Source organism: Dyella kyungheensis (genome assembly GCF_049913195.1).
Classification (GTDB): Bacteria; Pseudomonadota; Gammaproteobacteria; order Xanthomonadales; family Rhodanobacteraceae; genus Dyella; species Dyella kyungheensis.
In genome coordinates, this window is the sequence record NZ_CP183983.1 from 1,296,571 (window position 1) to 1,319,725 (window position 23,155).

At 63.7% G+C, this 23,155-nt stretch carries 19 protein-coding genes and 3 tRNA genes; 19 read left to right on the forward strand and 3 right to left on the reverse strand.

The features are described from left to right. Positions 1-30: 30 nt before the first annotated feature. From ACN9MB_RS05575 to ACN9MB_RS05590, 4 genes are all read left to right on the forward strand, one after another. A complete protein-coding gene (locus tag ACN9MB_RS05575) occupies positions 31-3,345 on the forward strand; it encodes a TonB-dependent receptor (RefSeq protein WP_204635088.1) in 3,315 nt (1,104 codons plus the stop codon). Between the two features lie 174 nt (positions 3,346-3,519). Beyond that, positions 3,520-4,929, forward strand: a complete 1,410-nt coding sequence (gene ppnN, locus ACN9MB_RS05580) for a nucleotide 5'-monophosphate nucleosidase PpnN (protein ID WP_426271058.1) — start codon at positions 3,520-3,522, stop codon at positions 4,927-4,929. Positions 4,930-4,996: 67 nt separating this feature from the next. Beyond that, positions 4,997-5,073: transfer RNA gene (locus ACN9MB_RS05585), tRNA-Asn, on the forward strand. A gap of 157 nt (positions 5,074-5,230) precedes the next feature. Beyond that, on the forward strand, positions 5,231-5,569 hold the full coding sequence (locus tag ACN9MB_RS05590; RefSeq protein ID WP_426271059.1) for a hypothetical protein: 339 nt from the start codon (positions 5,231-5,233) through the stop codon (positions 5,567-5,569). On the opposite strand, the gene ACN9MB_RS05595 is transcribed toward ACN9MB_RS05590, so the two are convergent. After that, positions 5,566-6,126 carry a GspH/FimT family pseudopilin gene (locus ACN9MB_RS05595; RefSeq protein ID WP_426271060.1) on the reverse strand — a complete coding sequence of 187 codons (561 nt, stop codon included), beginning with the start codon at positions 6,124-6,126 and terminating at the stop codon, positions 5,566-5,568. The two genes, ACN9MB_RS05590 and ACN9MB_RS05595, sit on opposite strands and share 4 nt — an antisense overlap. Before the next feature lie 152 nt (positions 6,127-6,278). Between ACN9MB_RS05595 and uvrB the strand changes: the two genes are divergently transcribed. From uvrB to ACN9MB_RS05655, 12 genes are all read left to right on the forward strand, one after another. After that, entirely contained in the window at positions 6,279-8,297 is a 2,019-nt protein-coding gene (uvrB, locus tag ACN9MB_RS05600) for an excinuclease ABC subunit UvrB (RefSeq protein WP_204635092.1), read from the forward strand. A gap of 82 nt (positions 8,298-8,379) precedes the next feature. Next, positions 8,380-8,454 (forward strand) — tRNA-Val (locus ACN9MB_RS05605). Between the two features lie 63 nt (positions 8,455-8,517). Then, positions 8,518-8,967 (forward strand): CopD family protein, encoded by a 450-nt coding sequence (locus tag ACN9MB_RS05610; RefSeq protein ID WP_204635093.1) that lies wholly within the window; start codon positions 8,518-8,520, stop codon positions 8,965-8,967. Positions 8,968-9,421: 454 nt separating this feature from the next. Continuing rightward, positions 9,422-11,323: a threonine--tRNA ligase gene (thrS, locus tag ACN9MB_RS05615; RefSeq protein ID WP_204635094.1), complete on the forward strand. Its 1,902-nt coding sequence runs from the start codon at positions 9,422-9,424 to the stop codon at positions 11,321-11,323. Between the two features lie 45 nt (positions 11,324-11,368). Beyond that, complete coding sequence (infC, locus tag ACN9MB_RS05620; protein ID WP_255409191.1) at positions 11,369-11,893, forward strand: translation initiation factor IF-3; 525 nt, start codon at positions 11,369-11,371, stop codon at positions 11,891-11,893. A 508-nt stretch (positions 11,894-12,401) separates the two neighbouring features. Continuing rightward, positions 12,402-12,599, forward strand: a complete 198-nt coding sequence (rpmI, locus tag ACN9MB_RS05625) for a 50S ribosomal protein L35 (RefSeq protein ID WP_038615747.1) — start codon at positions 12,402-12,404, stop codon at positions 12,597-12,599. A 16-nt stretch (positions 12,600-12,615) separates the two neighbouring features. Then, entirely contained in the window at positions 12,616-12,975 is a 360-nt protein-coding gene (gene rplT, locus ACN9MB_RS05630; protein WP_017463630.1) for a 50S ribosomal protein L20, read from the forward strand. A gap of 145 nt (positions 12,976-13,120) precedes the next feature. Further along, a complete protein-coding gene (pheS, locus tag ACN9MB_RS05635; RefSeq protein ID WP_204635095.1) occupies positions 13,121-14,116 on the forward strand; it encodes a phenylalanine--tRNA ligase subunit alpha in 996 nt (331 codons plus the stop codon). 21 nt (positions 14,117-14,137) lie between these two features. Then, positions 14,138-16,537 (forward strand): phenylalanine--tRNA ligase subunit beta, encoded by a 2,400-nt coding sequence (gene pheT / locus ACN9MB_RS05640; protein WP_426271061.1) that lies wholly within the window; start codon positions 14,138-14,140, stop codon positions 16,535-16,537. Position 16,538: 1 nt separating this feature from the next. After that, positions 16,539-16,838, forward strand: a complete 300-nt coding sequence (gene ihfA / locus ACN9MB_RS05645) for an integration host factor subunit alpha (protein WP_114823863.1) — start codon at positions 16,539-16,541, stop codon at positions 16,836-16,838. Then, the gene (locus ACN9MB_RS05650; protein ID WP_204635097.1) at positions 16,819-17,175 is read left to right on the forward strand and encodes a MerR family transcriptional regulator; all 357 of its coding nucleotides are present in this window, start codon (positions 16,819-16,821) and stop codon (positions 17,173-17,175) included. Before ihfA ends, ACN9MB_RS05650 begins: the two co-directional genes overlap by 20 nt. Positions 17,176-17,237: 62 nt before the next feature. Continuing rightward, positions 17,238-17,314: transfer RNA gene (locus ACN9MB_RS05655), tRNA-Pro, on the forward strand. Between the two features lie 65 nt (positions 17,315-17,379). On the opposite strand, the gene serA is transcribed toward ACN9MB_RS05655, so the two are convergent. After that, on the reverse strand, positions 17,380-18,612 hold the full coding sequence (serA, locus tag ACN9MB_RS05660; protein ID WP_204635098.1) for a phosphoglycerate dehydrogenase: 1,233 nt from the start codon (positions 18,610-18,612) through the stop codon (positions 17,380-17,382). Positions 18,613-18,734: 122 nt separating this feature from the next. Here serA and ACN9MB_RS05665 point away from each other — a divergent pair, with 122 nt between their 5' ends. From ACN9MB_RS05665 to pip, 3 genes are all read left to right on the forward strand, one after another. Next, positions 18,735-20,117: an FAD-binding oxidoreductase gene (locus ACN9MB_RS05665; protein WP_426271062.1), complete on the forward strand. Its 1,383-nt coding sequence runs from the start codon at positions 18,735-18,737 to the stop codon at positions 20,115-20,117. A 262-nt stretch (positions 20,118-20,379) separates the two neighbouring features. Further along, positions 20,380-21,402 carry a YncE family protein gene (locus ACN9MB_RS05670; protein WP_426271063.1) on the forward strand — a complete coding sequence of 341 codons (1,023 nt, stop codon included), beginning with the start codon at positions 20,380-20,382 and terminating at the stop codon, positions 21,400-21,402. 92 nt (positions 21,403-21,494) lie between these two features. Next, on the forward strand, positions 21,495-22,451 hold the full coding sequence (gene pip, locus ACN9MB_RS05675) for a prolyl aminopeptidase (protein WP_204635101.1): 957 nt from the start codon (positions 21,495-21,497) through the stop codon (positions 22,449-22,451). 60 nt (positions 22,452-22,511) lie between these two features. On the opposite strand, the gene upp is transcribed toward pip, so the two are convergent. After that, positions 22,512-23,153, reverse strand: coding sequence for a uracil phosphoribosyltransferase (gene upp / locus ACN9MB_RS05680; RefSeq protein ID WP_426271064.1), 642 nt, complete (start codon positions 23,151-23,153; stop codon positions 22,512-22,514). Positions 23,154-23,155 lie beyond the last annotated feature (2 nt).

The following is a 23,155-nucleotide window of genomic DNA, read 5'->3' on the forward strand; positions in this document are numbered from 1 at the left end:
TTTGCGACTTTCTTAAGGGGTTGAATCTCGATGAACCATTCGTTGCGTACGAAATTGCTGCCGTTGGCGATTGCGGGCTTGCTCGCCACGGCTCCGGTACTTGCCCAGGACACCTCGTCTTCCATCAGCGGCCGCATCGTCGACGCCAGCGGCCAGCCGATCGCCGGCGCCACCGTGCAGATCGTGCATGAGCCCTCGGGCACCACCAAGACCACCACCACCGACGCGGCCGGCCGTTATTCGGCACAGGGTCTGCGCGTGGGCGGTCCGTTCGACGTGAAGGTGTCCAAGGACGGCACGCAATCCGAACAGGACAACGTCTACCTGCAGCTGGCGCAGGACACCGCCGTCAACCTGACCATGGGTGTGACTGCACAGACCGCCGATGCGCAGAACCTCAGCGGCGTGACTGTCTCGGCGAACACGCTGTCGCAGACGTTTACCCCGGAAAACAAGGGTCTGTCGACCAATGTGTCGCGTCGCGAACTCGATGCCACGCCGACCCCGGGTCGCTCCATCCAGAACGTGGTTCGTCTTGATCCCCGCGTGGTGATCACCGACCGCGCGCGCGGCGAGATCTCGGCCGTCGGCCAGAACAGCCGCTACAACAACATCACCGTCGACTCGGTCAGCGCGAACGATCCGTTCGGCCTGAATGCGAACGGCCTGCCGACGCTGGGCACGCCGATCTCGCAGGACACCATCGAGGAATACAACATCTCGACGGCCAACTACGACACCGCCACCCGTCGCGGCATCGGCGCCAACGTCAACGCCGTGACCAAGAGCGGCACCAACGATTTCCACGGTTCGGTCTACTACGCGTTCCAGAACACCGACATGATCGGTGACAACGAACTGGACAAGCCGTACGCCGGTTTCAACCGCCAGTGGACGGCAGGCGGCACCGTCGGCGGTCCGATCATCAAGGACAAGCTGTTCTTCTTCGCCTCGTATGAAAAGAGCGAGCAGGTCGGTTCGGGCAGCCCGTACGGTCCGCAGGATTCGGGCGCCGCGACGCCGATCAAGGGCCTGACCAGCCAGCAGGTGCAGCAGGTGCGCGACATCGCCGCCAAGTACGGCCTGACCGATATCGGTTCGGTGGGCGGCGGCAACTCGAACCTGCAGGACAAGCGTTACCTCGCCAAGGTCGACTGGAACATCGCCAACAACCATCGCGCCAGCTTCACCTATAGCCAGACCAAGGAACAGAAGCCGATCATCACCGGCAGCACCACCAAGCTCGTGCTGTCCAGCGGCTGGTACAACACCAACGTCGACAACAAGAGCTACGCGCTGCACTTCTACGACGATTGGTCGGACATCTTCTCCACCGACACCACCTTGTCGTATGCGAACTTCAACCAGAACCGCGGCCCGTACAACGGCGTGGCGATGCCAGACATCACGGTTTATCCGACCCAGTTTGGCGGTCCGGCGATCGAGTTCGGCACCGAGTACTCCAGCCAGGCCAACGTGCTGAAGGTGAAGACGCTCGATGCCGCCTGGGCGGGCACCCTGTACCTCGGCGATCACACCCTGAAGGGTGGCTTCGACTACGAAAAGGGCAAGTACTACAACCTGTTCCTGCAGAACTACTACGGCAGCTACACCTTCGAAGAAATCCCGGGCCCCAAGGGCACCACGGGTCTGGATAACTTCGCCAACGGCCTGTACTACCAGTACCGCTACAACCGTCCGGCCGGCACCCTGGGCCTGGGCGATGTCGCCGCCAACTACAACCTGACCCAGTGGGGCATCTTCCTGCAGGACACCTGGCAGGTGACCAACAACCTGTCGCTGCAGTACGGCGTGCGCGTCGACGTGCCGCTGATGGATGACAAGCCGCTGTACAACGCTGCCTACGCTGCAGCGCCGGGCCCGATCGTCAAAGGACAGGCGACCGGCGGCTACGGCCAGACCAACCAGTACACCATCAACGGCCATCGCGTGGTGCAGCCGCGCATGTCGTTCAACTATGCGTTCAACACCGAGCGCATGACCCAGTTGCGTGGTGGCGCAGGCCTGTTCGTGACCAACCAGCCGGCGGTGTGGCTGGGCAATATCTTCTCCAACTCGGGTGTGACGCAGACGCAGTACAACTGCGGCCCGACCCAGTCGCCGCCGTGCAACGTCAACCTGCCGGCGTTCAGCCCCGATCCGCACAACCAGAACAACGGCCCGAACGGTGCGGGTCAGATGACGGTCAACACGATTTCCAAGGACTGGAACATCCCGACCGCGTGGAAGTTCAGCCTCGGCGTCGACCGCGAGCTGCCCTGGTATGGCCTGATCGCTACCGCCGATTGGGAGCACATCAAGCAGCGTGATGCGATCTGGTTCCAGAACGTGAACCTGGGCACGCCGACCGGCCAGCTGCCGGATGGTCGCAACAGCTACTACGCGGCCTTGACCGACCCCGCTGCGACCAAGCCTGGTCCGCGCGCGCATGCCAACCCGGCCTTCTCGGGTCAGATGATCAACCTGGCCAACACCAGCAAGGGCAGCGCCGACAGCATCGCGTTGTCGCTGAAGAAGCCGTTCTCGGAAGAGTGGTCGGGCATGGTCGGCTTCACCTGGAGCCGTTCGACCGAAGTGAACCCGGGCACGTCCTCGGTCGCCAACTCGAACTACAGCAACAACTACGTCTACAACTCCAACGAAAACGTCGCCAGCACCTCGAACTACTCGGTGCCGCGTCGCGTCATCGCCTCGCTCAACTGGCAGCATCGCTTCTGGGGCGACTACGCCACCAGCGCGAGCATCTTCTACGATGGTCACTCCGCGTCCCCGTACAGCTGGACGTTCGGCAATGACGCCAATGGCGACGGCTACATCAACGACCTGGTCTACATCCCGCGTCCGGGTGAAGTCGAGTTCCGTCCGAACACCGATCCGAAGCTGATCCAGCAGTTCTGGGACAACATCCAGAAGAACGATTACCTGAAGGATCACCAGGGCGAAGTGGCCAAGCGCAACGGCGACCGCGCCGGCTGGCTCAACCAGATCGACCTGAGCTTCAGCCAGGAAATCCCGGGCATCTTCAAGGGCAACAAGGGCATCATCCGCTTCGACGTGTACAACTTCACCAACCTGCTGAACAAGCATTGGGGCATCGAGAAGCGCGTGACCTTCCCGGGCGGCCGTGCACTGGCCGACTACGCCGGTGTCGATCCGAAGACCGGCAAGTACATCTACAACATCGATTGTGGTGGCAAGTCCTCGTGCACCACCTACAACCAGGGTGGTGGTTACACCCCGCTGCCGATCCCGACCTACATCAACAACAACGACGACCTCGCCCAGCGCTGGTCGGTGCTGTTGACGGTGAAGTACGCGTTCTGACGCAATTGCTTGCGTAGCTCGACCTCTGGCCGGCGCCCTCGGGCGCCGGCTTTTTTATTAATGGAAGAAACGCGTGAAACTTGACCCTGCCATGCCCGGCGCGGGAAGCTACGCGGTCCGCCGCGTTTTGCACGGACGAGCGAGCCGCGAGGGCGCGGCGAGGAGATTGGTTGAATGAATGACATGAATGCCGGCAAATCCGGCCGACTTGCCACCGTAAGCGCGCGCATTTCGCCCGCCGGTGGCCTGGATATCCTGTCCCGCAACGAAGTGGCGCGCCTGCGCGACGCCAGCGGTTCGGGCCTGCACGCCTTGCTGCGCCGCTGCGCGCTGGCGGTGCTCACCTCGGGCAACATGAGCGACGATCCGCGCTCGATCCTGGAACAGTTCCCCGATTTCGACATCCAGGTGCTGCAGCAGGACCGCGGCATCAAGATCGAGCTGACCCATGCGCCGGCCCAGGCATTCGTCGACGGCCAGATCATCCGCGGCATCAACGAGCTGCTGGTGGCGGTGGTGCGCGACATCGTCTATGTCTCCACCCAGATGGAGCAGGGCAATTTCGATCTGGACGACAGCGTCGGTCTCACCCACGCGGTGTTCGAGATCTTGCGCAACGCGCGCATCCTCAAGGCGCAGATCGATCCGAACCTGGTGGTGTGCTGGGGCGGCCATTCGATCTCGCGCGACGAGTACGAGTACACCAAGCAGGTGGGCTACCAGCTTGGCCTGCGCAGCATGGACATCTGCACGGGTTGCGGCCCGGGCGCGATGAAGGGTCCGATGAAGGGTGCGACGATTGCGCACGCCAAGCAGCGCCGCCGCAACAATCGCTATATCGGCATCACCGAGCCGGGCATCATCGCCGCCGAGTCGCCGAACCCGATCGTCAATCACCTGGTGATCATGCCGGACATCGAGAAGCGTCTCGAAGCGTTCGTGCGCATGGGCCACGGCATCATCGTGTTCCCGGGCGGCGTAGGCACGGCGGAAGAGATCCTCTATCTGCTCGGCATCCTGCTGCATCCGGACAATGCCGGCGTACCGTTCCCGCTGATCCTCACCGGCCCGAGGCAGTCGGCTGCGTATTTCGAGCAGATCGATCGCTTCCTTCGCCTGACCCTGGGCGAGAGCGTGACGCAGCATTACCAGATCATCGTGGACGACCCGGCCGCCGTGGCGCGCGCGATGGTTCGCGGCATCGAGAAGGTGCGCAACTATCGCCTGGACACCAAGGATGCGTTCTTCTTCAACTGGTCGCTGAACATTCCGTACGCGTTCCAGCTGCCGTTCCGTCCCACGCACGAGGCTATGCGTTCGCTGGCGATCCATCGCGATCGTCCGCGCCACGAGCTGGCGGCCGACCTGCGCCGTGCGTTCTCGGGCATCGTGGCGGGCAATGTGAAGGAAGAGGGCCTGCGTGCCATCGAGAAGTTCGGCCCGTTCGAAATCGACGGCGATGCCGACGTGATGCATTCGCTGGACGATCTGCTGAAGGCCTTCGTGGCCCAGGACCGCATGAAGCTCCCCGGCGGCACGGCCTATGTGCCTTGCTATCGGGTGCTCACCAGCAAGGCCGCCTGAACGTCATTGATTGGTCAAAACGGCTTGACAGCCCGGAGCTGAATATTCAAACTATTCAGCTCACCCCGCCCGAATAGCTCAGCCGGTTAGAGCACTTGACTGTTAATCAGGGGGTCGTTGGTTCGAGTCCAACTTCGGGCGCCATATTCGAGAAAACCCTGCCTTCGGGCGGGGTTTTTTTATGCCTGCGTTCCGGGGTGGTCTCAATGGCCTCTGATTGTGGTGTTCAGACTATTCCGGTGAACTGCGCCCTGCGATCCAGCGCACAATCATGCCCAATGCCCGGGCCGTGGAGGCCGCGATGCGTGCTGGATGGCTGATCGCAGGAATGCTGGGGCTCGCGGGATGCGCGAGCAGCGGGGACCTCACGCACCGCAAGCCCACCTTCCGGGCGAGTACGGCCAAGCTCGACTCGGTCTATGCGGCCTGCGTGCAGGCACGCTGGGCCGCGATCTCGCCCGGTGCGCGCATCGTCGAAACGCCGACGACGCTTCAGGTGGTGGCGGGCAATGCCACCACGAGCGCGGAGGAGTTGTTGGTCATCCACAGCAGGGCCGCCGGGGCCGAGGTGGCGTTGTACGAGCGCATCGAAGTGTTGGCGTTGCGTGCGTATCGGGATTCGGCCAAGGCATGTCTCTAGTGGCTCGCCGCACAGAGCCTGGCTTCGTTCGGGGTGGCCGCGCTCGCGGCAATGCGTCCCGCGAGGCTGAGCCTCAGCGCCAATGCGTCCTCCGCATGGCCCGCGCGGCATAGCGTAAAAGTCGCATTGCTGCCGCCCGCCGTGCCGCTGGGCTGGAAACGGATGCGCGTGCGGCCGTCGCTGCTCATGATGATCAATCGGGCGTAACCGGCGTGCACCAGAGCGGGAGGGCCATCCAACTGGCTGGCCTGAATGCTGCGATAGCGGCCCGCCGCCCAGCCGTGGTCCCAACGCACACTGTCGATGCATTGCCGGCCGTTCATCGAGGGACAGAGCAGGGTGCGGCGCCCGCTGGTGATGGCCAGGCTGCGGGCATGCTGGAGCGAGGCGATCAGCTCGATCTGGGCAGTGATCAGCTGGTAGTGCGCCAGCATCCGTCCCATGGCGGGCATCGCGATGCCAAGCAATACCGCCGTAATGGCCAGCACGATGGCGGCCTCGATCAGCGTGAATCCGCCGTGGCGGCGCGAATGATAGGCTTCCCGTCCTGTTCTCACCGGCCGCCTCCCGCGCCACGGAAGCGTTCAGCCTAGCGATGGACTAGCGTCGCCCCAGTCATCGGGCACCAGGGCCGCGTGTCGTAGCCTGCTGACAGGCCCTGTCAGCAGGGCAATTTAAAATGCACCGTCGCGACCGCATGTAGAGAGCCATGACTGACCGCTTCGAACTCGTCTCCCCCTATCAACCCTCCGGCGATCAGCCCGAGGCCATTCGCAAACTCGCCGAGGGCTTCGAGGCCGGTCTCGCGGCGCAGACGTTGCTGGGCGTGACGGGCTCGGGCAAGACCTACACCATCGCCAACGTGATCCAGCAGGTACAGCGGCCGACCATCGTGATGGCGCCGAACAAGACGCTGGCGGCGCAGTTGTACGGGGAGTTCAAGGAATTCTTTCCGCACAACGCGGTGGAATACTTCGTCAGCTACTACGACTACTACCAGCCCGAAGCGTACGTGGTGGCGTCGGACACGTTCATCGAGAAAGACGCGTCGATCAACGATCACATCGAGCAGATGCGACTGGCGGCCACCAAGGCGCTGTTGTCGCGCAAGGATGCGATCATCGTGGCCACGGTGTCGGCGATCTACGGCCTGGGCGATCCGGAAGACTATCTCTCGCTGCGGCTGATCCTCGCCAAGGGCGAGCATATCGATCAGCGTCAGCTGATTCGCCAGTTGACCGAGCTGCAGTACACGCGCAACGAGATGGAGTTGCGTCGCGGCACGTACCGCGTGCGCGGCGAAGTGATCGACGTCTTTCCGGCCGAATCGGAAAGCGAAGCGCTGCGCATCGAACTGTTCGATGGCGACGTCGAAAGCATGGCGCTGTTCGATCCGCTCACCGGCGAGACCATCCGCAAGGTGCCGCGCTACACCATCTATCCGCGCACGCATTACGCCAGCACGCGCGAAAGCGTGTTGAACGCGATCGAGACGGTCAAGGTCGAATTGAAGGACCGCCTCGAACAGCTCTACAAGGACAACAAGCTGGTGGAAGCGCAGCGCCTCGATCAGCGCACGCGTTTCGACATCGAGATGATGGCCGAGGTCGGTTACTGCCAGGGCATCGAGAACTATTCGCGCCACCTCACACGCCGCGGTCCGGGCGAGCCGCCGCCGACGCTGTTCGACTATCTGCCGGCGGATGCGTTGCTGGTGGTGGACGAATCGCACGTCACCATTCCGCAGCTGGGCGCGATGTACAAAGGCGACCGCTCGCGCAAGGAGACGCTGGTGGAGTTCGGTTTCCGCCTGCCGTCGGCGATGGACAACCGTCCGCTGCGCTTCGAGGAATGGGAGGCGCGCGCGCCGCGTTCCATCTACGTGTCGGCCACGCCCCGCGACTACGAGTTGCAGAAGTCCGGCGATGCCGTGGTCGAGCTGGTGGTGCGTCCCACGGGCCTGATCGATCCGGAAGTGGAAGTGCGCCCGGTGCGTACGCAGGTCGACGATTTGCTGGGCGAAGTGCACAAGCGCGTGGCGATGGGCGACCGCGTGCTGGTGACTACGCTAACCAAGCGCATGGCTGAAAACCTCACCGAATACCTCGGCGAGCATGGCGTGAAAGTGCGCTATCTCCATTCGGATATCGAAACGGTTGAGCGCGTGGAGATCATTCGCGACTTGCGACTGGGCGAGTTCGACGTGCTGGTGGGCATCAACCTGTTGCGCGAAGGTCTGGACATGCCCGAGGTCTCGCTGGTGGCGATCCTGGATGCCGACAAGGAGGGCTTCCTGCGCTCCACTGGTTCGCTCATCCAGACCATCGGCCGTGCCGCGCGCAATCTGCGCGGCAAGGCGATTCTCTACGCCGACAACATCACCCGCTCGATGCAGGCGGCGATGGACGAAACCGCTCGCCGCCGCGAAAAGCAGCAGGCATACAACGAAGCCAACGGAATCACCCCGCAATCGGTGGTGCGCCGGATTGCCGACATCATGGAAGGCGCGCGCAGCGAGTCCCCCTCGCGCGGGCGCGGCCGCCGCGGTGAGCGTCAGGGTGCCGTGGCGGAGAAGGGTGCCGACTACGCCACGCTGAACCCCGATCAGGCGTCGGCCATGGTCAAGAAGCTCGAGGCACAGATGTACAAGCACGCCGAGAACCTGGAATTCGAGGAAGCCGCGCGGCTTCGCGACCAGATCCACAAGCTGCGCGAGCGAACCGGCTAGGCGCCGTTGAAGGCGGGGTGGTTGTCCCCGGCAGGCCGAGCACGTATACTGCGCGGCTCGCACGGTACGCCGGGCGAGCTCCGGGCGGTTAGCTCAGCGGTAGAGCACTACCTTGACATGGTAGGGGTCACAAGTTCGATCCTTGTACCGCCCACCAATACCGACGAAACGGCGTGGCCTTAGGTCACGCCGTTTCTTTTTGCGCTGAAGGAGCTGGTCGATGACGTACCTCTGGGTCAAGAGCTTCCATGTCGTGTTCGTCATTGCCTGGATGGCCACGGTGTTCTACCTGCCGCGCATCCTGGTGAACATCGCCGAGGCGGGCGAGGAGCCGGTCGTGAAGGCGCGGCTGCTGCTGATGGGGCGTCGGCTGTACCGGTTCGGGCACAACATGTTCGGCGTGGCCTTCCTGTTCGGGCTCGCCTTGTGGGAGGGCTGGCGCCTGTTCCCGCAAACGCTGCCGGATGTGGTCGCGTCGAGGCACTGGATCGACGCCAAGCTGACCCTGGTCGTGCTGATGCTGGTCTATTTCATCTGGTCCGGGCGCCTGCTCAAGCGCAGTGAGAAGGGCGGGGCGCTGCCATCGCCGAAGACGTTGCGCATCATGAACGAGCTGCCCGTGCTGGTGCTGCTGGGCATTGTGTTTCTTGTGATCGCCAAGCCGTTCTGAGATCCGTCCGCTAGACGATCCCTTGTGGGAGCACACCCTGTGCGCGACAGCGTATGGCGAAGCCGATTATTCCTATGCTGCCGGTCGCGCACAGGGTGCGCTCCTACCGAGGCTTGCTGTTGGCGGCTGATTTGACAGCCCGCAATAGGCTAAACTAGCTTTCTATCTCCACCAGCCCGAGACAAGGTGGCCCGCGCCCAGAGCGCCGGTCGAGCGTGTGACATGGCAACTACGAGCTTCCAACGCTGATCTGAGCCACGCCTTGTTTGACACAAAGGGCGCATGGCGTCTTTTTTTATGCCCGCCATCCAGGCAGGCATGAGCAAGACCGGCCATCCATGGCCGGATCATGAATTAAGTGCCAGCCATCCGGGCTGGCAAAGCAACACCGGCCATCCATGGCCGGACTCTTCAAATAGAGCATTTCCTTTGGACGTCTTTTCTAGGTGTCAACATGATTGAAATCACGCTACCCGACGGCAGCAAGCGGCCGTTTGATCATCCGGTGACGGTGCAGGACGTGGCAGCCTCGATTGGCGCCGGTCTGGCCAAGGCCACCCTGGCGGGCAAGGTGGACGGCAAGCTGGTGGATGCCAGTTTCCCGATCGACCACAACGCCAGCCTCGAGATCGTCACCGAGAAGAGCCCGGAGGCGCTGGACATCCTGCGTCACTCCACCGCGCATCTGCTGGCGCAGGCCGTGCAGCGCCTGTATCCGGGCGCGCAGGTGACCATCGGGCCGGTGATCGACAACGGCTTCTACTACGACTTCGCCTATGAGCGCCCGTTCACGCCTGACGATCTGGTGAAGATCGAGGCGGAGATGGAAAAGATCGTCAAGGAAGCGCTGCCGGTGACGCGCAGCGTGAAGTCGCGCGACGAAGCGGTGAGCTTCTTCCGCGGCATGGGCGAGGAATACAAAGCCGAGATCATCCAGAGCATTCCGGCCAACGAAGAACTCTCGCTGTATTCGCAGGGCGATTTCACCGACCTGTGCCGCGGCCCGCACGTGCCCAACACGGGCAAGCTGCGCGCGTTCAAGCTGATGAAGGTGGCCGGCGCGTATTGGCGTGGCGATTCCAACAACGCGATGCTGACGCGCATCTACGGCACGGCGTGGTTGAACGACAAGGACCTGAAGGCTTACCTGCATCAGCTGGAAGAAGCCGAGAAGCGCGACCATCGCAAGATCGGCAAGGCGCTGGATCTCTTCCATCAGCAGGAAGAAGGTCCGGGCATGGTGTTCTGGCATCCCAAGGGTTGGGCGATCTGGCAGCAGGTTGAGCAGTACATGCGCCGCGTGTACCGCCAGAGCGGCTACCAGGAAGTGCGCTGCCCGCAGGTGCTGGACGTGTCGCTGTGGAAGAAGTCCGGCCACTGGGACAACTACCAGGAAAACATGTTCTTCACCGAGTCGGAGAAGCACACGTACGCCCTGAAGCCGATGAACTGCCCGGGTCACGTGCAGATCTTCAACACGTCGCTGCACAGCTACCGCGACCTGCCGGTGCGCTACGGCGAGTTCGGCGCCTGCCATCGCAACGAGCCCTCGGGTGCGCTGCACGGCATCATGCGCGTGCGCGCCTTCACGCAGGACGACGGCCACGTGTTCTGCACGGAAGCGCAGATTGAATCCGAAGTGACGGCGTTCCATCAGCAGGCCATGAAGGTCTACGGCGACTTCGGCTTCGAGGACATCGCGTTGAAGATCGCGCTGCGTCCCGACAAGCGCATCGGCAGCGACGAGGTGTGGGATCGTGCTGAAGACGCGCTTCGCGCAGCGCTGGGTGCGGCCGGTGTGCAGTGGGAAGAGCTGCCGGGCGAGGGCGCGTTCTACGGTCCGAAAATCGAGTACCACATGAAGGACTCCATCGGCCGCGCCTGGCAGGTGGGTACCATGCAGGTGGACTTCATGATGCCCGAGCGCCTGGGCGCCGAGTACGTGGACGAGAATTCACAGCGTCGTCACCCGGTGATGCTGCATCGTGCCATCGTGGGCTCGATGGAGCGTTTCATCGGCATCCTGATCGAGCATCATGCCGGTCTGCTGCCGACCTGGCTGGCCCCGGTGCAGGCCGCCGTGTTCAGTATTACCGACGCCCAGGCCGACTATGTCCGCGAAGTGACGCAAACCCTTGTCGATAAAGGTTTCCGCGTACACGCCGATTTGCGCAATGAGAAGGTCGGCTATAAAATCCGCGAACATACGATGCAGAAAGTCCCTTACCTGCTGGTGGTCGGAGATCGCGAGAAGGAATCGGGGGCAGTATCCGTGCGTACGCGTTCGGGCGAGGACCTAGGCAGCATGCCGCTGGTCGCATTGATCGAACGCCTGGAAGCCGAGACCCGTCGCTAAGCGCACGGGCCGGCACTTTTAAGAACTCTTCTGGAGGATTGTGGTATCGCTACCACCGACACAAAGGGCAACCGCCGTAACCTTGAGATCCGCGTCCCGCGCGTACGCGTGATCGGCGCAGATTCGGAACAGCTGGGCATCCTGACCCGTGACGAGGCACTGGCCTTGGCACAAGAAGCGGGCATGGACCTGGTCGAGATCCAGCCGAACGGTGATCCACCGGTCTGCCGCATCATGGACTACGGCAAGTTCAAGTTCGAAGCCCAGAAGAAGGCCCAGGCCGCCAAGAAGAAGCAGAAGCAGGTCGAGATCAAGGAAGTGAAGTTCCGTCCGGTCACGGACGTGGGCGACTACCAGATCAAGCTGCGCAACATGCTTCGCTTCCTCGAGGAAGGCGACAAGGTCAAGGTCACCATCCGCTTCCGCGGCCGCGAAATGTCCCACCAGGACCTGGGCCAGAACCTGGCCCGCAAGATCCAGGAAGACGTGGGCGAGAACGGCGTGGTGGAGTCCTTCCCCCGTTTGGAAGGGCGCCAGATGGTCATGATGATCGGGCCGAAGAAGAAGTAAGTCTTGAGGAAAAAGCGGCCTGAGGGCCGCTTTTTTCTTGGTGACAGCCTCCAGCCGAAGCGCGCTTTTCCCTCTCCCCGCCGGGGAGAGGGCAGGGTGAGGGGCGGGTGCTCGCGGTAACCGTACCTACATTCGTCATTCCGGCGCAGGCCGGAATCCAGTGGCGTCAAGGCCTGGTTGTCGTCGCATGGCTGGAGCCTGAGGCTCTGGATGACCAGCTTCGCTGTTGTAAAGCGCCTCCGGCCTGCGCCGGAATGACGGTGAGGGTATTTGGCCACTGAGGCCAGGCCGGCCCCTCACCCCAACCCTCTCCCCGGAGGGGAGAGGGAGTCGTGGACTGAGGCGGTGCACTGCCGCTGGCAAATCCCCCCATCCCTCCGTATAATCGCCGGTTCGACCCACCAGGACGGGTCGTGAACCGATCGTGGCAGGACGGAAAGAGTGACCTTCGGGGTCGCCGCCAGATCAGTCAGAAACCGGGGTCCAAGCCCCATCAAGGAGCATTCCCATGCCCAAGATCAAGACCAACCGGGCGGCTGCGAAGCGTTTTCGCAAGACCGCGTCGGGCAAGTTCAAGGCCGGTCACGCCTTCAAGTCGCACATCCTGACCAAGAAGTCGACCAAGCGTAAGCGCGGTCTCCGTGCCACCAACCACGTCAAAGCTTGCGACACCAAGGGTGTAGCACGCATGTTGCCGTACTTGTAAGGCGAGGAGATAAACCATGGCTCGTGTAAAGCGTGGCGTTACCGCCCGTCGTCGTCACAAGAAGATCATTGGCCGCGCGAAGGGCTACTACAACGCCCGTCGCAAAGTCTTCCGCGTTGCCAACCAGGCCGTCATCAAGGCTGGTCAGTACGCCTATATCGGCCGTAAGCAGCGCAAGCGCCAGTTCCGCGCGCTGTGGATCGTTCGTATCAATGCCGCCGCTCGTCAGTTCGGTCTGTCCTACAGCCGCCTGATCAACGGTCTGGCCAAGGCCGGCATCACCGTCGACCGCAAGGTGCTGGCAGACATCGCCGTGCACGACATCAAGGCGTTTGGCGCGATCGCTGAAAAGGCGAAGGCCAGTCTGGCGGCGTAATTTGTGCGCTCATCCTTGATCGCTAAGATCAAGAAGCGGCCATCCATGGCCGCACTCTTCAAGGGATGCGCGTGACGTTCGCGGGGAGGAGGCCAGAAGCCTCCTCCCCGTTTTCGTTTCTGACTTTCAACCCGGAATCGCATCGATGGACGATCTGGATAGCCGCGCCGTGCAGGCGCTGGCCGATATTGGCAACGCCGACACGCTGGAAGCACTCGACGCGCTGCGCGTGGGCCTGCTGGGCAAGAGCGGTATCGTCACCGCCGCACTGAAAGCGCTGGGCGCGCTCTCGCCCGACGAGCGCAAGGCGCGCGGCGCCGAGGTCAACCGCATCAAGGATCGTCTTGCCGACGCGCTCGCCGCGCGCAAGCAGGTGCTTGAGCAGGCGGAACTCGATCATCGCCTCGCCTCCGAAACCATCGACATCACGCTGCCTGGCCGCAACGGCGAGCGTGGCGGCATTCATCCGATCACGCGTGCGCTCGAACGCATTTCCGCGATCTTCTCGCGCCTGGGTTACCAGCGCGCCGATGGTCCGGAAATCGAAGACGACTGGCACAACTTCGAGGCGCTGAATTTCCCGCCGCATCATCCGGCGCGCGCCATGCACGACACCTTCTACTTTGGCGATGGCCGCCTGCTGCGCACACATACCTCGCCGGTGCAGGTGCGTTCGATGCAGGGGCGCCAGCCGCCGATCCGCATCATTGCGCCGGGCAAGGTCTATCGCAGCGATTCGGATCAGACGCACTCGCCGATGTTCCATCAGATCGAAGGCCTGCTGGTCGATGAGACCTCGAGCTTCGCGGATCTGAAGGGCACGTTGGCCGAATTCATCCGCGCATTCTTCGAGCGCGATTTCGAGATGCGTTTCCGCCCCAGCTACTTCCCCTTCACCGAGCCCTCGGCCGAAGTGGACATCCGCTGGGATGCCGAAGATGGCAGCACGCGCTGGCTCGAAGTGCTGGGCTGCGGCATGGTGCATCCGAACGTGCTGAAGAATTGCGGCATCGATCCGGAGCGCTATACCGGTTTTGCCTTCGGCCTGGGCGTGGAGCGCTTTGCGATGTTGCGCTATGGCGTCTCCGATCTGCGCGCGTTCTTCGAGAACGATCTGCGCTTCCTCAAGCAGTTCGCGTAAACGCAGCAGGAACCGATACGCATGAAATTCTCCGAGAACTGGTTGCGCGAACTGGTCGAGATCCAGGCAGACCGCGCGACGCTATCCCATGCCCTGACCATGGCCGGTCTGGAAGTGGAAGAACTTACCCCGCTGGGCGACAGCCTGGACGGCGTGGTGGTGGCCGAGATCATCGGCGCCGAAAAGCATCCCGAAGCCGACCGCCTGCAGGTATGCAAGGTGGACGCGGGGCAGGGCGAGCCGCTGCAGATCGTCTGCGGCGCGCCGAATGCACGCGTGGGCATCAAGGTGCCGCTGGCGATGGTCGGCGCGACCCTGCCCGGCGGCATCAACATCAAGGCGGCCAAGCTGCGTGGCGTGGAATCGTTCGGCATGCTGTGCTCGGCCAAGGAGCTTGGCATCGACGCCGATGCATCGGGCCTGCTCGAGCTGCCGGCCGATGCGCCGGTGGGCAAGCCGCTGGCTGCCTATCTGGGCCTGCCCGATGCGAGTTTCGAACTGAAGCTCACGCCGAACCGCCCGGATTGCCTTGGCCTCTACGGCCTCGCGCATGACGTGGCTGCCTTGTTCGGCAGCCGCGTGAAGACGGGCGAACAGGCGGCTGCGCCGGTGACCAGCGAAGCGCGTCGCGGCATCCGCCTCGAAGCGGGCGCCGATGCGCCGCGTTATCTTGGCCGCATCATCGAGGGCATCGACGCGAAGGCGCGCACGCCGCTGTGGCTGGCTGAGCGCCTGCGTCGCGCGGGCCTGCGTCCGATCAGCGCCGTGGTCGACGTCACCAACTACGTGATGCTCGAACTCGGCCAGCCGCTGCATGCGTTCGACAACGACACGCTGCACGGCGACATCGTGGTGCGCCACGCGCGCGATGGTGAAACGCTCAAGCTGCTCGACGGTTCCGAGGCCAAGCTCGACCAGGGTTTCGTGCTGATTGCCGACGCCACCAGCGGCCTCGCCGTGGCCGGCGTGATGGGTGGCTTCGATTCGCGCGTCACCGACGACACGCGCAACGTGTTCCTGGAATCCGCGCACTTCGCACCGGCTGCCATCATGGGCCGCGCGCGCAAGCTGGGCATGCATACGGATGCTTCGCATCGCTTCGAGCGCGGCGTCGATCCCGCGCTGCCGCAGCGTGCGCTGGAACGCGCCACGGAGTTGCTGCTCGCCATCGCCGGCGGCAACGCTGGCCCCGTGCTGGTTGCGGAGAACCTTGCCGATCTGCCGAAGCCGGCCACCGTGGTGCTGCGCCGCGCGCGCCTCAAGCGCGTGCTGGGTATCGAGGTGGCTGATGCCGAAGTGGCGCGCATCTTCACCGCACTGGGCATGAAGGTGGTGCCGCAGGCGGATGGCTGGCAGGTCACCGCACCGAGCAGCCGATTCGATATCGAGCGCGAAGAAGACCTGATCGAAGAGGTCGCGCGCATCCATGGCTACGACAATATCCCGACCCATACGCCTGCCGGCGCGCTGACCCTGGCGGCCGAACCGGAAGCGCGCCTCAACGAGCTGGCCGTGCGCGAGCAGTTGGCCGCCCGCGGTTACTACGAGGCGGTGAACCTGGCCTTCATCGGCAACGATGTGTTGCAGCGCTGGGGCATGACCGAGCAGCTGGTGCCGCTGGCCAACCCGCTGTCGGCGGAGCTGGCGATCATGCGTCCGTCCCTGCTGCCGGGGCTGATCGTGGCACTCTCGCACAACCGCGCCCGCCAGCAGGAGCGCGTGCGGCTGTTCGAACTGGGGCGCACGTTCCGCATCAGCGCCGAGGCCGCCGCCCGCAAGGACGCGCCGACCGAGACGCCGACCCTGTCCATCGTCGCCAGTGGCATCGCGCATGCGGAGCAGTGGGGCGAAGCCTCGCGCACGCTCGACTTCCACGACCTCAAGGGCGACCTCGATGCGCTGATCGCCTGGGGCGGTGAGCCTGATCGCTGGGCCTTCCATGCCGACGGCCTGCCGGGCTGGCTGCATCCCGGTCGCGGCGCCCGCGTGACCCGCGACGGGCAGACCGTCGGTTTCCTGGGCGCACTGCATCCGCAGCTGGCTAAAGCCCTGGACCTCGGTGCCGATGTCCATGTGCTCGAACTGGAGCTGGAGCCGGTGCTGGCTCGCCGCCTGCCCAAGGCCGTGGCCGTGCCGCGCTTCCCGTCCGTACGCCGCGACATCGCGGTCGATGTGCCGGAAGAGGTGAGCTGGTCACAGATTGAGCAGGTGGTTCGCACGACCCTGGGCAGCCAGCTCAAGGAGCTGCGCCTGTTCGACCGCTATAGCGGCAAGGGGGTCGAACTAGGCCGAAAGAGTCTCGCTATGGGCTTGATTTTGCAGGACGCTTCACGCACGCTTACTGACGACGACGCTGACCGTAACATTCGTGAAGCAGTCGCAGCGTTGGAGATGGCATGCAAGGCGAAGTTGCGAGGATAAGATGGCGCTGACCAAAGCAGAGATGGCCGAGCGCCTCTTTCTCGAGGTGGGCCTCAACAAGCGTGAGGCAAAAGAGTTCGTGGACGCCTATTTCGAGGTGGTCCGCGAGGCGTTGGAAAAGGGTGAGCAGGTGAAGCTGTCGGGTTTCGGCAACTTCGATCTGCGTCAGAAGAACCAGCGACCGGGACGCAATCCCAAGACGGGCGAAGAGATTCCGATTTCCGCCCGCCGTGTGGTGACGTTCCGACCGGGTCAGAAACTCAAGGTGCGAGTCGAGGGCTATGCTGGATCAAGGGAATAACACCGAGCTGCCGGTCATCCCGGCGAAGCGCTACTTCACCATCGGTGAGGTGAGCGAGCTGTGTGGCGTCAAGCCGCACGTGCTGCGGTATTGGGAACAGGAATTTCCCGCACTCAATCCGGTCAAGCGCCGCGGCAACCGCCGTTATTATCAGCGTCACGACGTGCTGATGATCCGTCAGATCCGTGGCCTGCTGTATGACGAGGGCTTCACCATCACCGGCGCCCGCGCCCGGCTGGAAGGCCCGCAGGCGCGCATGGAGTCGAGCATTTCCCACCAGATCGTGCGCCAGGTGCGCATGGAACTGGAAGAAGTGCTGGTGCTGCTGCGTCGGTAAGCTTTCAAGACGACTTCCGGTACTACCGGCTTAGCTGGTAGACTTGTCGTCTTGCCGATCATCGGGGCGTAGCGCAGCCTGGTAGCGCATCTGCCTGGGGGGCAGAGGGTCGTGGGTTCGAATCCCGCCGTCCCGACCAATTCGGCAACTGATATGAAAACGGCGCCCTCGGGCGCCGTTTTTGTTTGCAGGCCTACGGATATCTCAATAGAGAACGCGACTGCGCAGCGTCCCCGGGATGGCCGCAAGCCGGTCGCGCAGCTCGCCCGACTGCTTCTCGTCGGCCGCCACGTCGATCACCACGTAGCCCACTTCGCTGTCCGTTTGCAGGAACTGCGCATCGATGTTGATGTTGCCCGCGGAGAACAGTTCGTTGATGCGCGAGAGCACACCCGGCACATTGCGATGGATGTGCAGCAGGCGGCGGCTGCGCGGATGCTCCGGCAGCGAGACCTCGGGGAAGTTGACTGCCGAGAGGGTGGAACCGTTGTCGCTGTAGCGCACCAGCTTGGCGGCGACTTCGATGCCGATATTGTCCTGTGCCTCAAGCGTGCTGCCGCCGATGTGCGGGGTGAGGATCACGTTGTCCATGCCCAGCAGCGGCGACACGAACGCATCGTCGTTGCCCTTGGGCTCCACCGGGAACACGTCCACGGCGGCGCCGGCCAGGTGCTCCGAGCGCAGCGAGGCGGCCAGCGCATCGATATCCACCACGGTGCCGCGCGAGGCATTGATCAGCAGCGAGCCCTTGCGCATGCGGGCGAGTTCGCGGGTGCCGATCATCATTTGCGTCGCGGGCGTCTCGGGTACGTGCAGGGTCACCACGTCGGCGCGTTCCAGCAGGTCTTCCAGGCTGTTGGCGGCGCGGGCATTGCCCAGGGAGAGCTTGGATTCGATGTCGTGGAAGATCACCCGCATGCCCAGGCTCTCGGCCAGCACGCCGACCTGGGTGCCGATATGGCCGTAGCCGACGATGCCGAGCACCTTGTCACGCGCCTCGAAACTGCCGGCAGCGGATTTGGTCCAGCCGCCGCGATGGCACAACGCATTCTTCTGGGGCACGCCGCGCAGCAGCATGATGGTTTCAGCGATGACCAATTCCGCCACGCTGCGCGTGTTGGAGTAGGGCGCGTTGAAGACGGGAACGCCGAGTCGGCGGGCGCTGCCCAGGTCCACCTGGTTGGTGCCGATACAGAAGCAGCCGACCGCAATTAGCCGTTTAGCCTGCTGAAGCACCTCGTCGGTGAGCTGGGTGCGCGAGCGGATGCCGACGATGTGCGCCTCGGCGATGCGGGCCTTCAACTCGGCTTCCGGCAGGGCTTTTTCGTGGTATTCCAGCTGGCTGTAACCCGCCCGCTGGAAGCTTTCCACGGCGCTGCGGCTGACGCCTTCGAGCAGGAGTACCTTGATGTCTTGTTTCGGGAACGAGGTCTTCATGGGCCGTTGCGCGATGGAGAACGCCTGCACTATGCCAGACCTTGAGGCCGTTTTGCGGCGTCGCAACACTGGACGATGCCGCGCCACGCTGGCAGGCTTGCGGAGCACCCGGGGAACGCGACATGACTGATGCTCGACTGGCTGAGCTCGCCGCTCGGTTACCCAATCTTCGCCTGCTGACCGATCCGGCCGACCTGGAGCACTACGGCCGCGACTGGACCCGTCGCTGGACACCGGCGCCGCTGGCGATTGCGCTGCCCGGCGGCGTGGAAGAAGTGCAGGCGATCATGCGCTGGGCCAACGAGCGGAACGTCGCGGTCGTCCCGTCGGGTGGCCGCACCGGCCTCTCGGGCGGCGCAGTGGCGGCCAATGGGGAGCTGGTGCTGAGCCTGGAGCGCATGAAGAGCGTGCTCGGATTCGACGCGGTGGATCGCACGCTCACGGTGCAGGCCGGCATGACGCTGCACGCGGTGCACGAAGCGGCCAGGGAGCAGGGGCTGCTCTATCCGGTCGATTTCGCGGCGCGCGGCTCTTGCTCGATCGGCGGCAATATCGCCACCAATGCCGGCGGCATCCGGGTGATCCGCTACGGCAACACGCGCGAATGGATTGCCGGGGTGACCGTGGTGGCCGGCAATGGCGAGCTGCTGCAGCTCAACCGTGGGCTGATCAAGAATTCCAGTGGCTACGACCTGCGCCAGCTGCTGATCGGCTCGGAAGGAACGCTGGGCATCGTGGTGGAAGCGACCTTGAGGCTCACCGACCCCGCGCCGCCCTCGCAGGTGATGCTGCTGGCCGTGCCCAGCATGGCCGCCTTGATGGAGGTGTTCGCGCTGTTCCGTTCGCGGCTCACCCTGCAGGCGTTCGAGTTCTTCACCGATGCAGCGCTGCGCCACGTGCTGGCGCATGGGGCCCAGCGGGCCATCGATGGCGATCATCCGTATTACGTGGTGACCGAATTCGATGCGGACGAAGCCGCCCAGGACACCGCGCTGGCGGCTTTCGAATACGGCCTGGACCAGGGCTGGATCAGCGATGGCGTGATCGCGCAAAGCGAAGCCCAGGCCGCGACCCTGTGGCGGTTGCGCGAAGGCATCACCGAAAGCCTGGCGCCGCATCGCCCCTACAAGAACGACATCTCGCTGCGCATCAGCGCCTTGCCGGGCTTCCTGCAGGAAATCCAGGCTTTGCTGGGGCGTGAGTACCCGCATTTCGAGGTGGTGTGGTTTGGCCACATCGGCGACGGCAACCTGCATATCAACGTGCTGCGGCCGGACGATCTGTCGGACAGCGATTTCATCACCCAGTGCGAGCACGTCACCAAGTTGCTCGCTGAAACGCTGCAGCGACATGGCGGAAGCATTTCCGCCGAGCACGGCATCGGGCTGGTGAAGCGCGCCTACCTGGGCAGCACGCGTGGTGAGGCAGAGATTGCGCTGATGCGCGGCGTGAAGCAGGTGTTTGATCCCAAGGGATTGCTCAATCCGGGCAAGCTGTTTGCCTGAGAGACGTTCGATGTCTTATCCGGCGCTATCCATTTCCCTCACGTCATTCCGGCGCAGGCCGGAATCCAGTAGCGAGTACGTAGAGTTGTCGCGATAGCCGAGCATGCCCTGAGAGGTTTTCGCGAAAACCTGGGACTGAAGCGCCTGGATTCCGGCCTGCGCCGGAATGATGTGAGGAAGGGTAGGGCCAGGCGGTACCGGCTAAGCAGGGACTAAGTCGGAGCGGCGATGCTGTGCAGACCTCCTTGCTGCCGGATTTCCCATGCGTGCATTGCCCACTTTGCTGTTCTTTGCCGGGGCGGCGTTCGCCGGTCCCGCGGCCGCCGACCCGGCACCCGCGAACTTCCGCGTGCTTGCCCATCTACCGCTCGGTGGTGCCGGAGGCTGGGATTACCTCAGTTTCGATGCGCAGCGACGCCATCTGTTCGTGACGCGGGGCGATCACATCGACGTGGTGGACGTGGATCAGCACAAGCGCATCGGCGCGATCTCCGGGACCAGGGGCGTGCACGGCGTGGCGTTGGATCAGTCCACGCATCGCGGCTATGCCAGTAACGGGCAGGCCGCCTCGGTGACGGTGTTCGACCTCGATACGTTGCATGTCGTCGCCACCATCAGCGGAACCGGCGAGAAGCCCGATGCCATCGTCTACGACGGTGCGTCGAAGCATGTGTTCACGTTCAATGGCAAAGGCCATTCCTTCAGCGTGATCGATCCCTCCACGAATACGGTGACGAGCACGGTGGCGCTGCCTGGCAAACCGGAGTTCGCGGTAAGCGATGAGGCCGGTTCGATCTACGTGAATATCGAAGACACGGCACAGCTGGTGAAGATCGACACCACCCACAACACCGTGGTCGCGACGTGGTCTCTCGGCGCCTGCGAAGCGCCGACCGGTCTGGCCATCGACCGCAAACGGCATCGCCTGTTCTCGGTCTGCGACAACAAGCAGATGGCCGTGACCAACGCCGAGAATGGCCAGGCCGTGGCGCGGGTGCCGATCGGGGAAGGCCCGGATGCGGTGGTGTTCGATGAAGACGCCTCGATGGTGTACAGCTCCAATGGCGAGAGCGGCGATATCACGGCCGTACGCCAGAAGGACGCCGATCACTACAGCGTCGTCGCTTCGGTTCCCACCCAGCCCAGCGCGCGCACGCTGGCGCTCGATCCCAAGCTGCACCGGCTCTACCTCTCGGCCGCCACGTGGGCATCGGCACCGAAGGAGGGCGCTCGCCCGGACATCGTGCCGGACAGTTTCACGGTGTTGACGGTCGGAGCGCCCTGAAGCTGTCTCCGGCGCACTGAGCGAAAAGGGGGGGCCTGGGGACGGCGTGATAGCCTTATAAGCCGTCCCCGTTCGCTTCAGGAGCATCGAGCATGTCGCAGGAACTTCGCACCCTGTATCCCGAGATCGAGCCGTATGACAGCGGCATGCTCAAGGTCTCCGACCTGCACACGCTGTACTACGAACAGAGCGGCAACCCCAATGGCAAGCCGGTGGTGTTTCTGCATGGCGGTCCGGGCGGCGGCACCAATCCGAAGTGCCGGCGCTTCTTCGATCCCGCGGTGTATCGCATCGTGTTGTTCGACCAGCGCGGTTGCGGCAAGTCCACGCCGCATGCGGAGCTGCACGAAAACACCACCTGGAACCTGGTCAACGACATCGAGCGCATCCGCACGCACCTGGGCATCGATCGCTGGCAGGTCTTCGGCGGTTCCTGGGGTTCGACGCTGGCGCTGGCGTATGCGCAAACCCATCCGGAGCGGGTGACCGAACTGGTGCTGCGCGGCATCTTCATGCTGCGGCGCTGGGAGCTGGAATGGTTCTACCAGAAGGGTTGCGACGCGCTGTATCCCGATGCGTGGGAGACCTATCTGAAGGCCATTCCCGCGGTGGAGCACGGCGACCTGATGAGCGCGTACTACCGCCGCCTCACCAGCAGCGATCCGATCGAGCGCGTGGAAGCAGCGCGCGCCTGGTCGGTGTGGGAGGGCGCCACCAGCTATCTGTGGCAGGACGAGGGCCATATCCAGTCCAGCGGCGAGGACGAATTCGCGCTGGCCTTCGCGCGCATCGAATGCCACTACTTCGTGCATGGCGGCTTCTTCGAGCACGATGACCAACTGCTGCGCAACGTGGAGCGCATCCGCAAGATTCCCGCGGTGATCGTGCAGGGACGCTACGACGTGGTGTGCCCGATGCGCAGCGCCTGGGACCTGCATCGCGCCTGGCCGGAAGCGGACCTGCGCATCGTGCAGGACGCCGGCCACTCGGCCTTCGAGCCGGGCAATATCTCGGAACTGGTCAAGGCGACGGACCGTTTCCGCGGCTGATTGACCCGATCTTCACTGCAGAACCCCGCGCGGCGACGGCCGGGGTTTTGATGGGAAAGATCAACCGGCGGGCAATTGCTTGGTGCCGAAAATCTTGTCGCCGGCATCGCCAAGCCCCGGCAGGATGTAGCCGTGTTCGTTGAGGCGTTCATCGATGGACGCGGTGTAGATTTCCACATCCGGATGCGCCGCTTCGATGCGCTTGAGGCCTTCGGGTGCAGCGACCAGGAACAGTCCCTTGATGCGCTTGCAGCCGGCGGCCTTGAGCATGTCGACCGTGGCAACCAGGGTGCCGGCGGTGGCCAGCATGGGATCGACGATCAGCGCGATGCGCTCGTCCATGCGGCCGGTGAGCTTCTCGTAATAGGTGATCGGCTCGAGCGTTTCCTCGTTGCGCTGCAGGCCGACCACGCTGACCTTGGCGGCGGGAATCATGTCGAGCACGCCGGGCAGCATGCCCAGGCCGGCACGCAGGATCGGCACGATGGTGACCTTCTTGCCCTTGATCTGGTGCACGGTGAGCGGTCCAGCCCAGCCTTCGATGCGCTGCTCGACCGTTTCCAGATCCTTGGTGGCTTCGTAGGTCAGCAACGAAGCCACTTCCGAGGCCAGCTCGCGAAATTCCTTGGTACTGATGCCGGCGCGACGCATCAGGCCGAGCTTGTGCTGGATCAGGGGATGGCGGACTTCGACGATCTTCATGG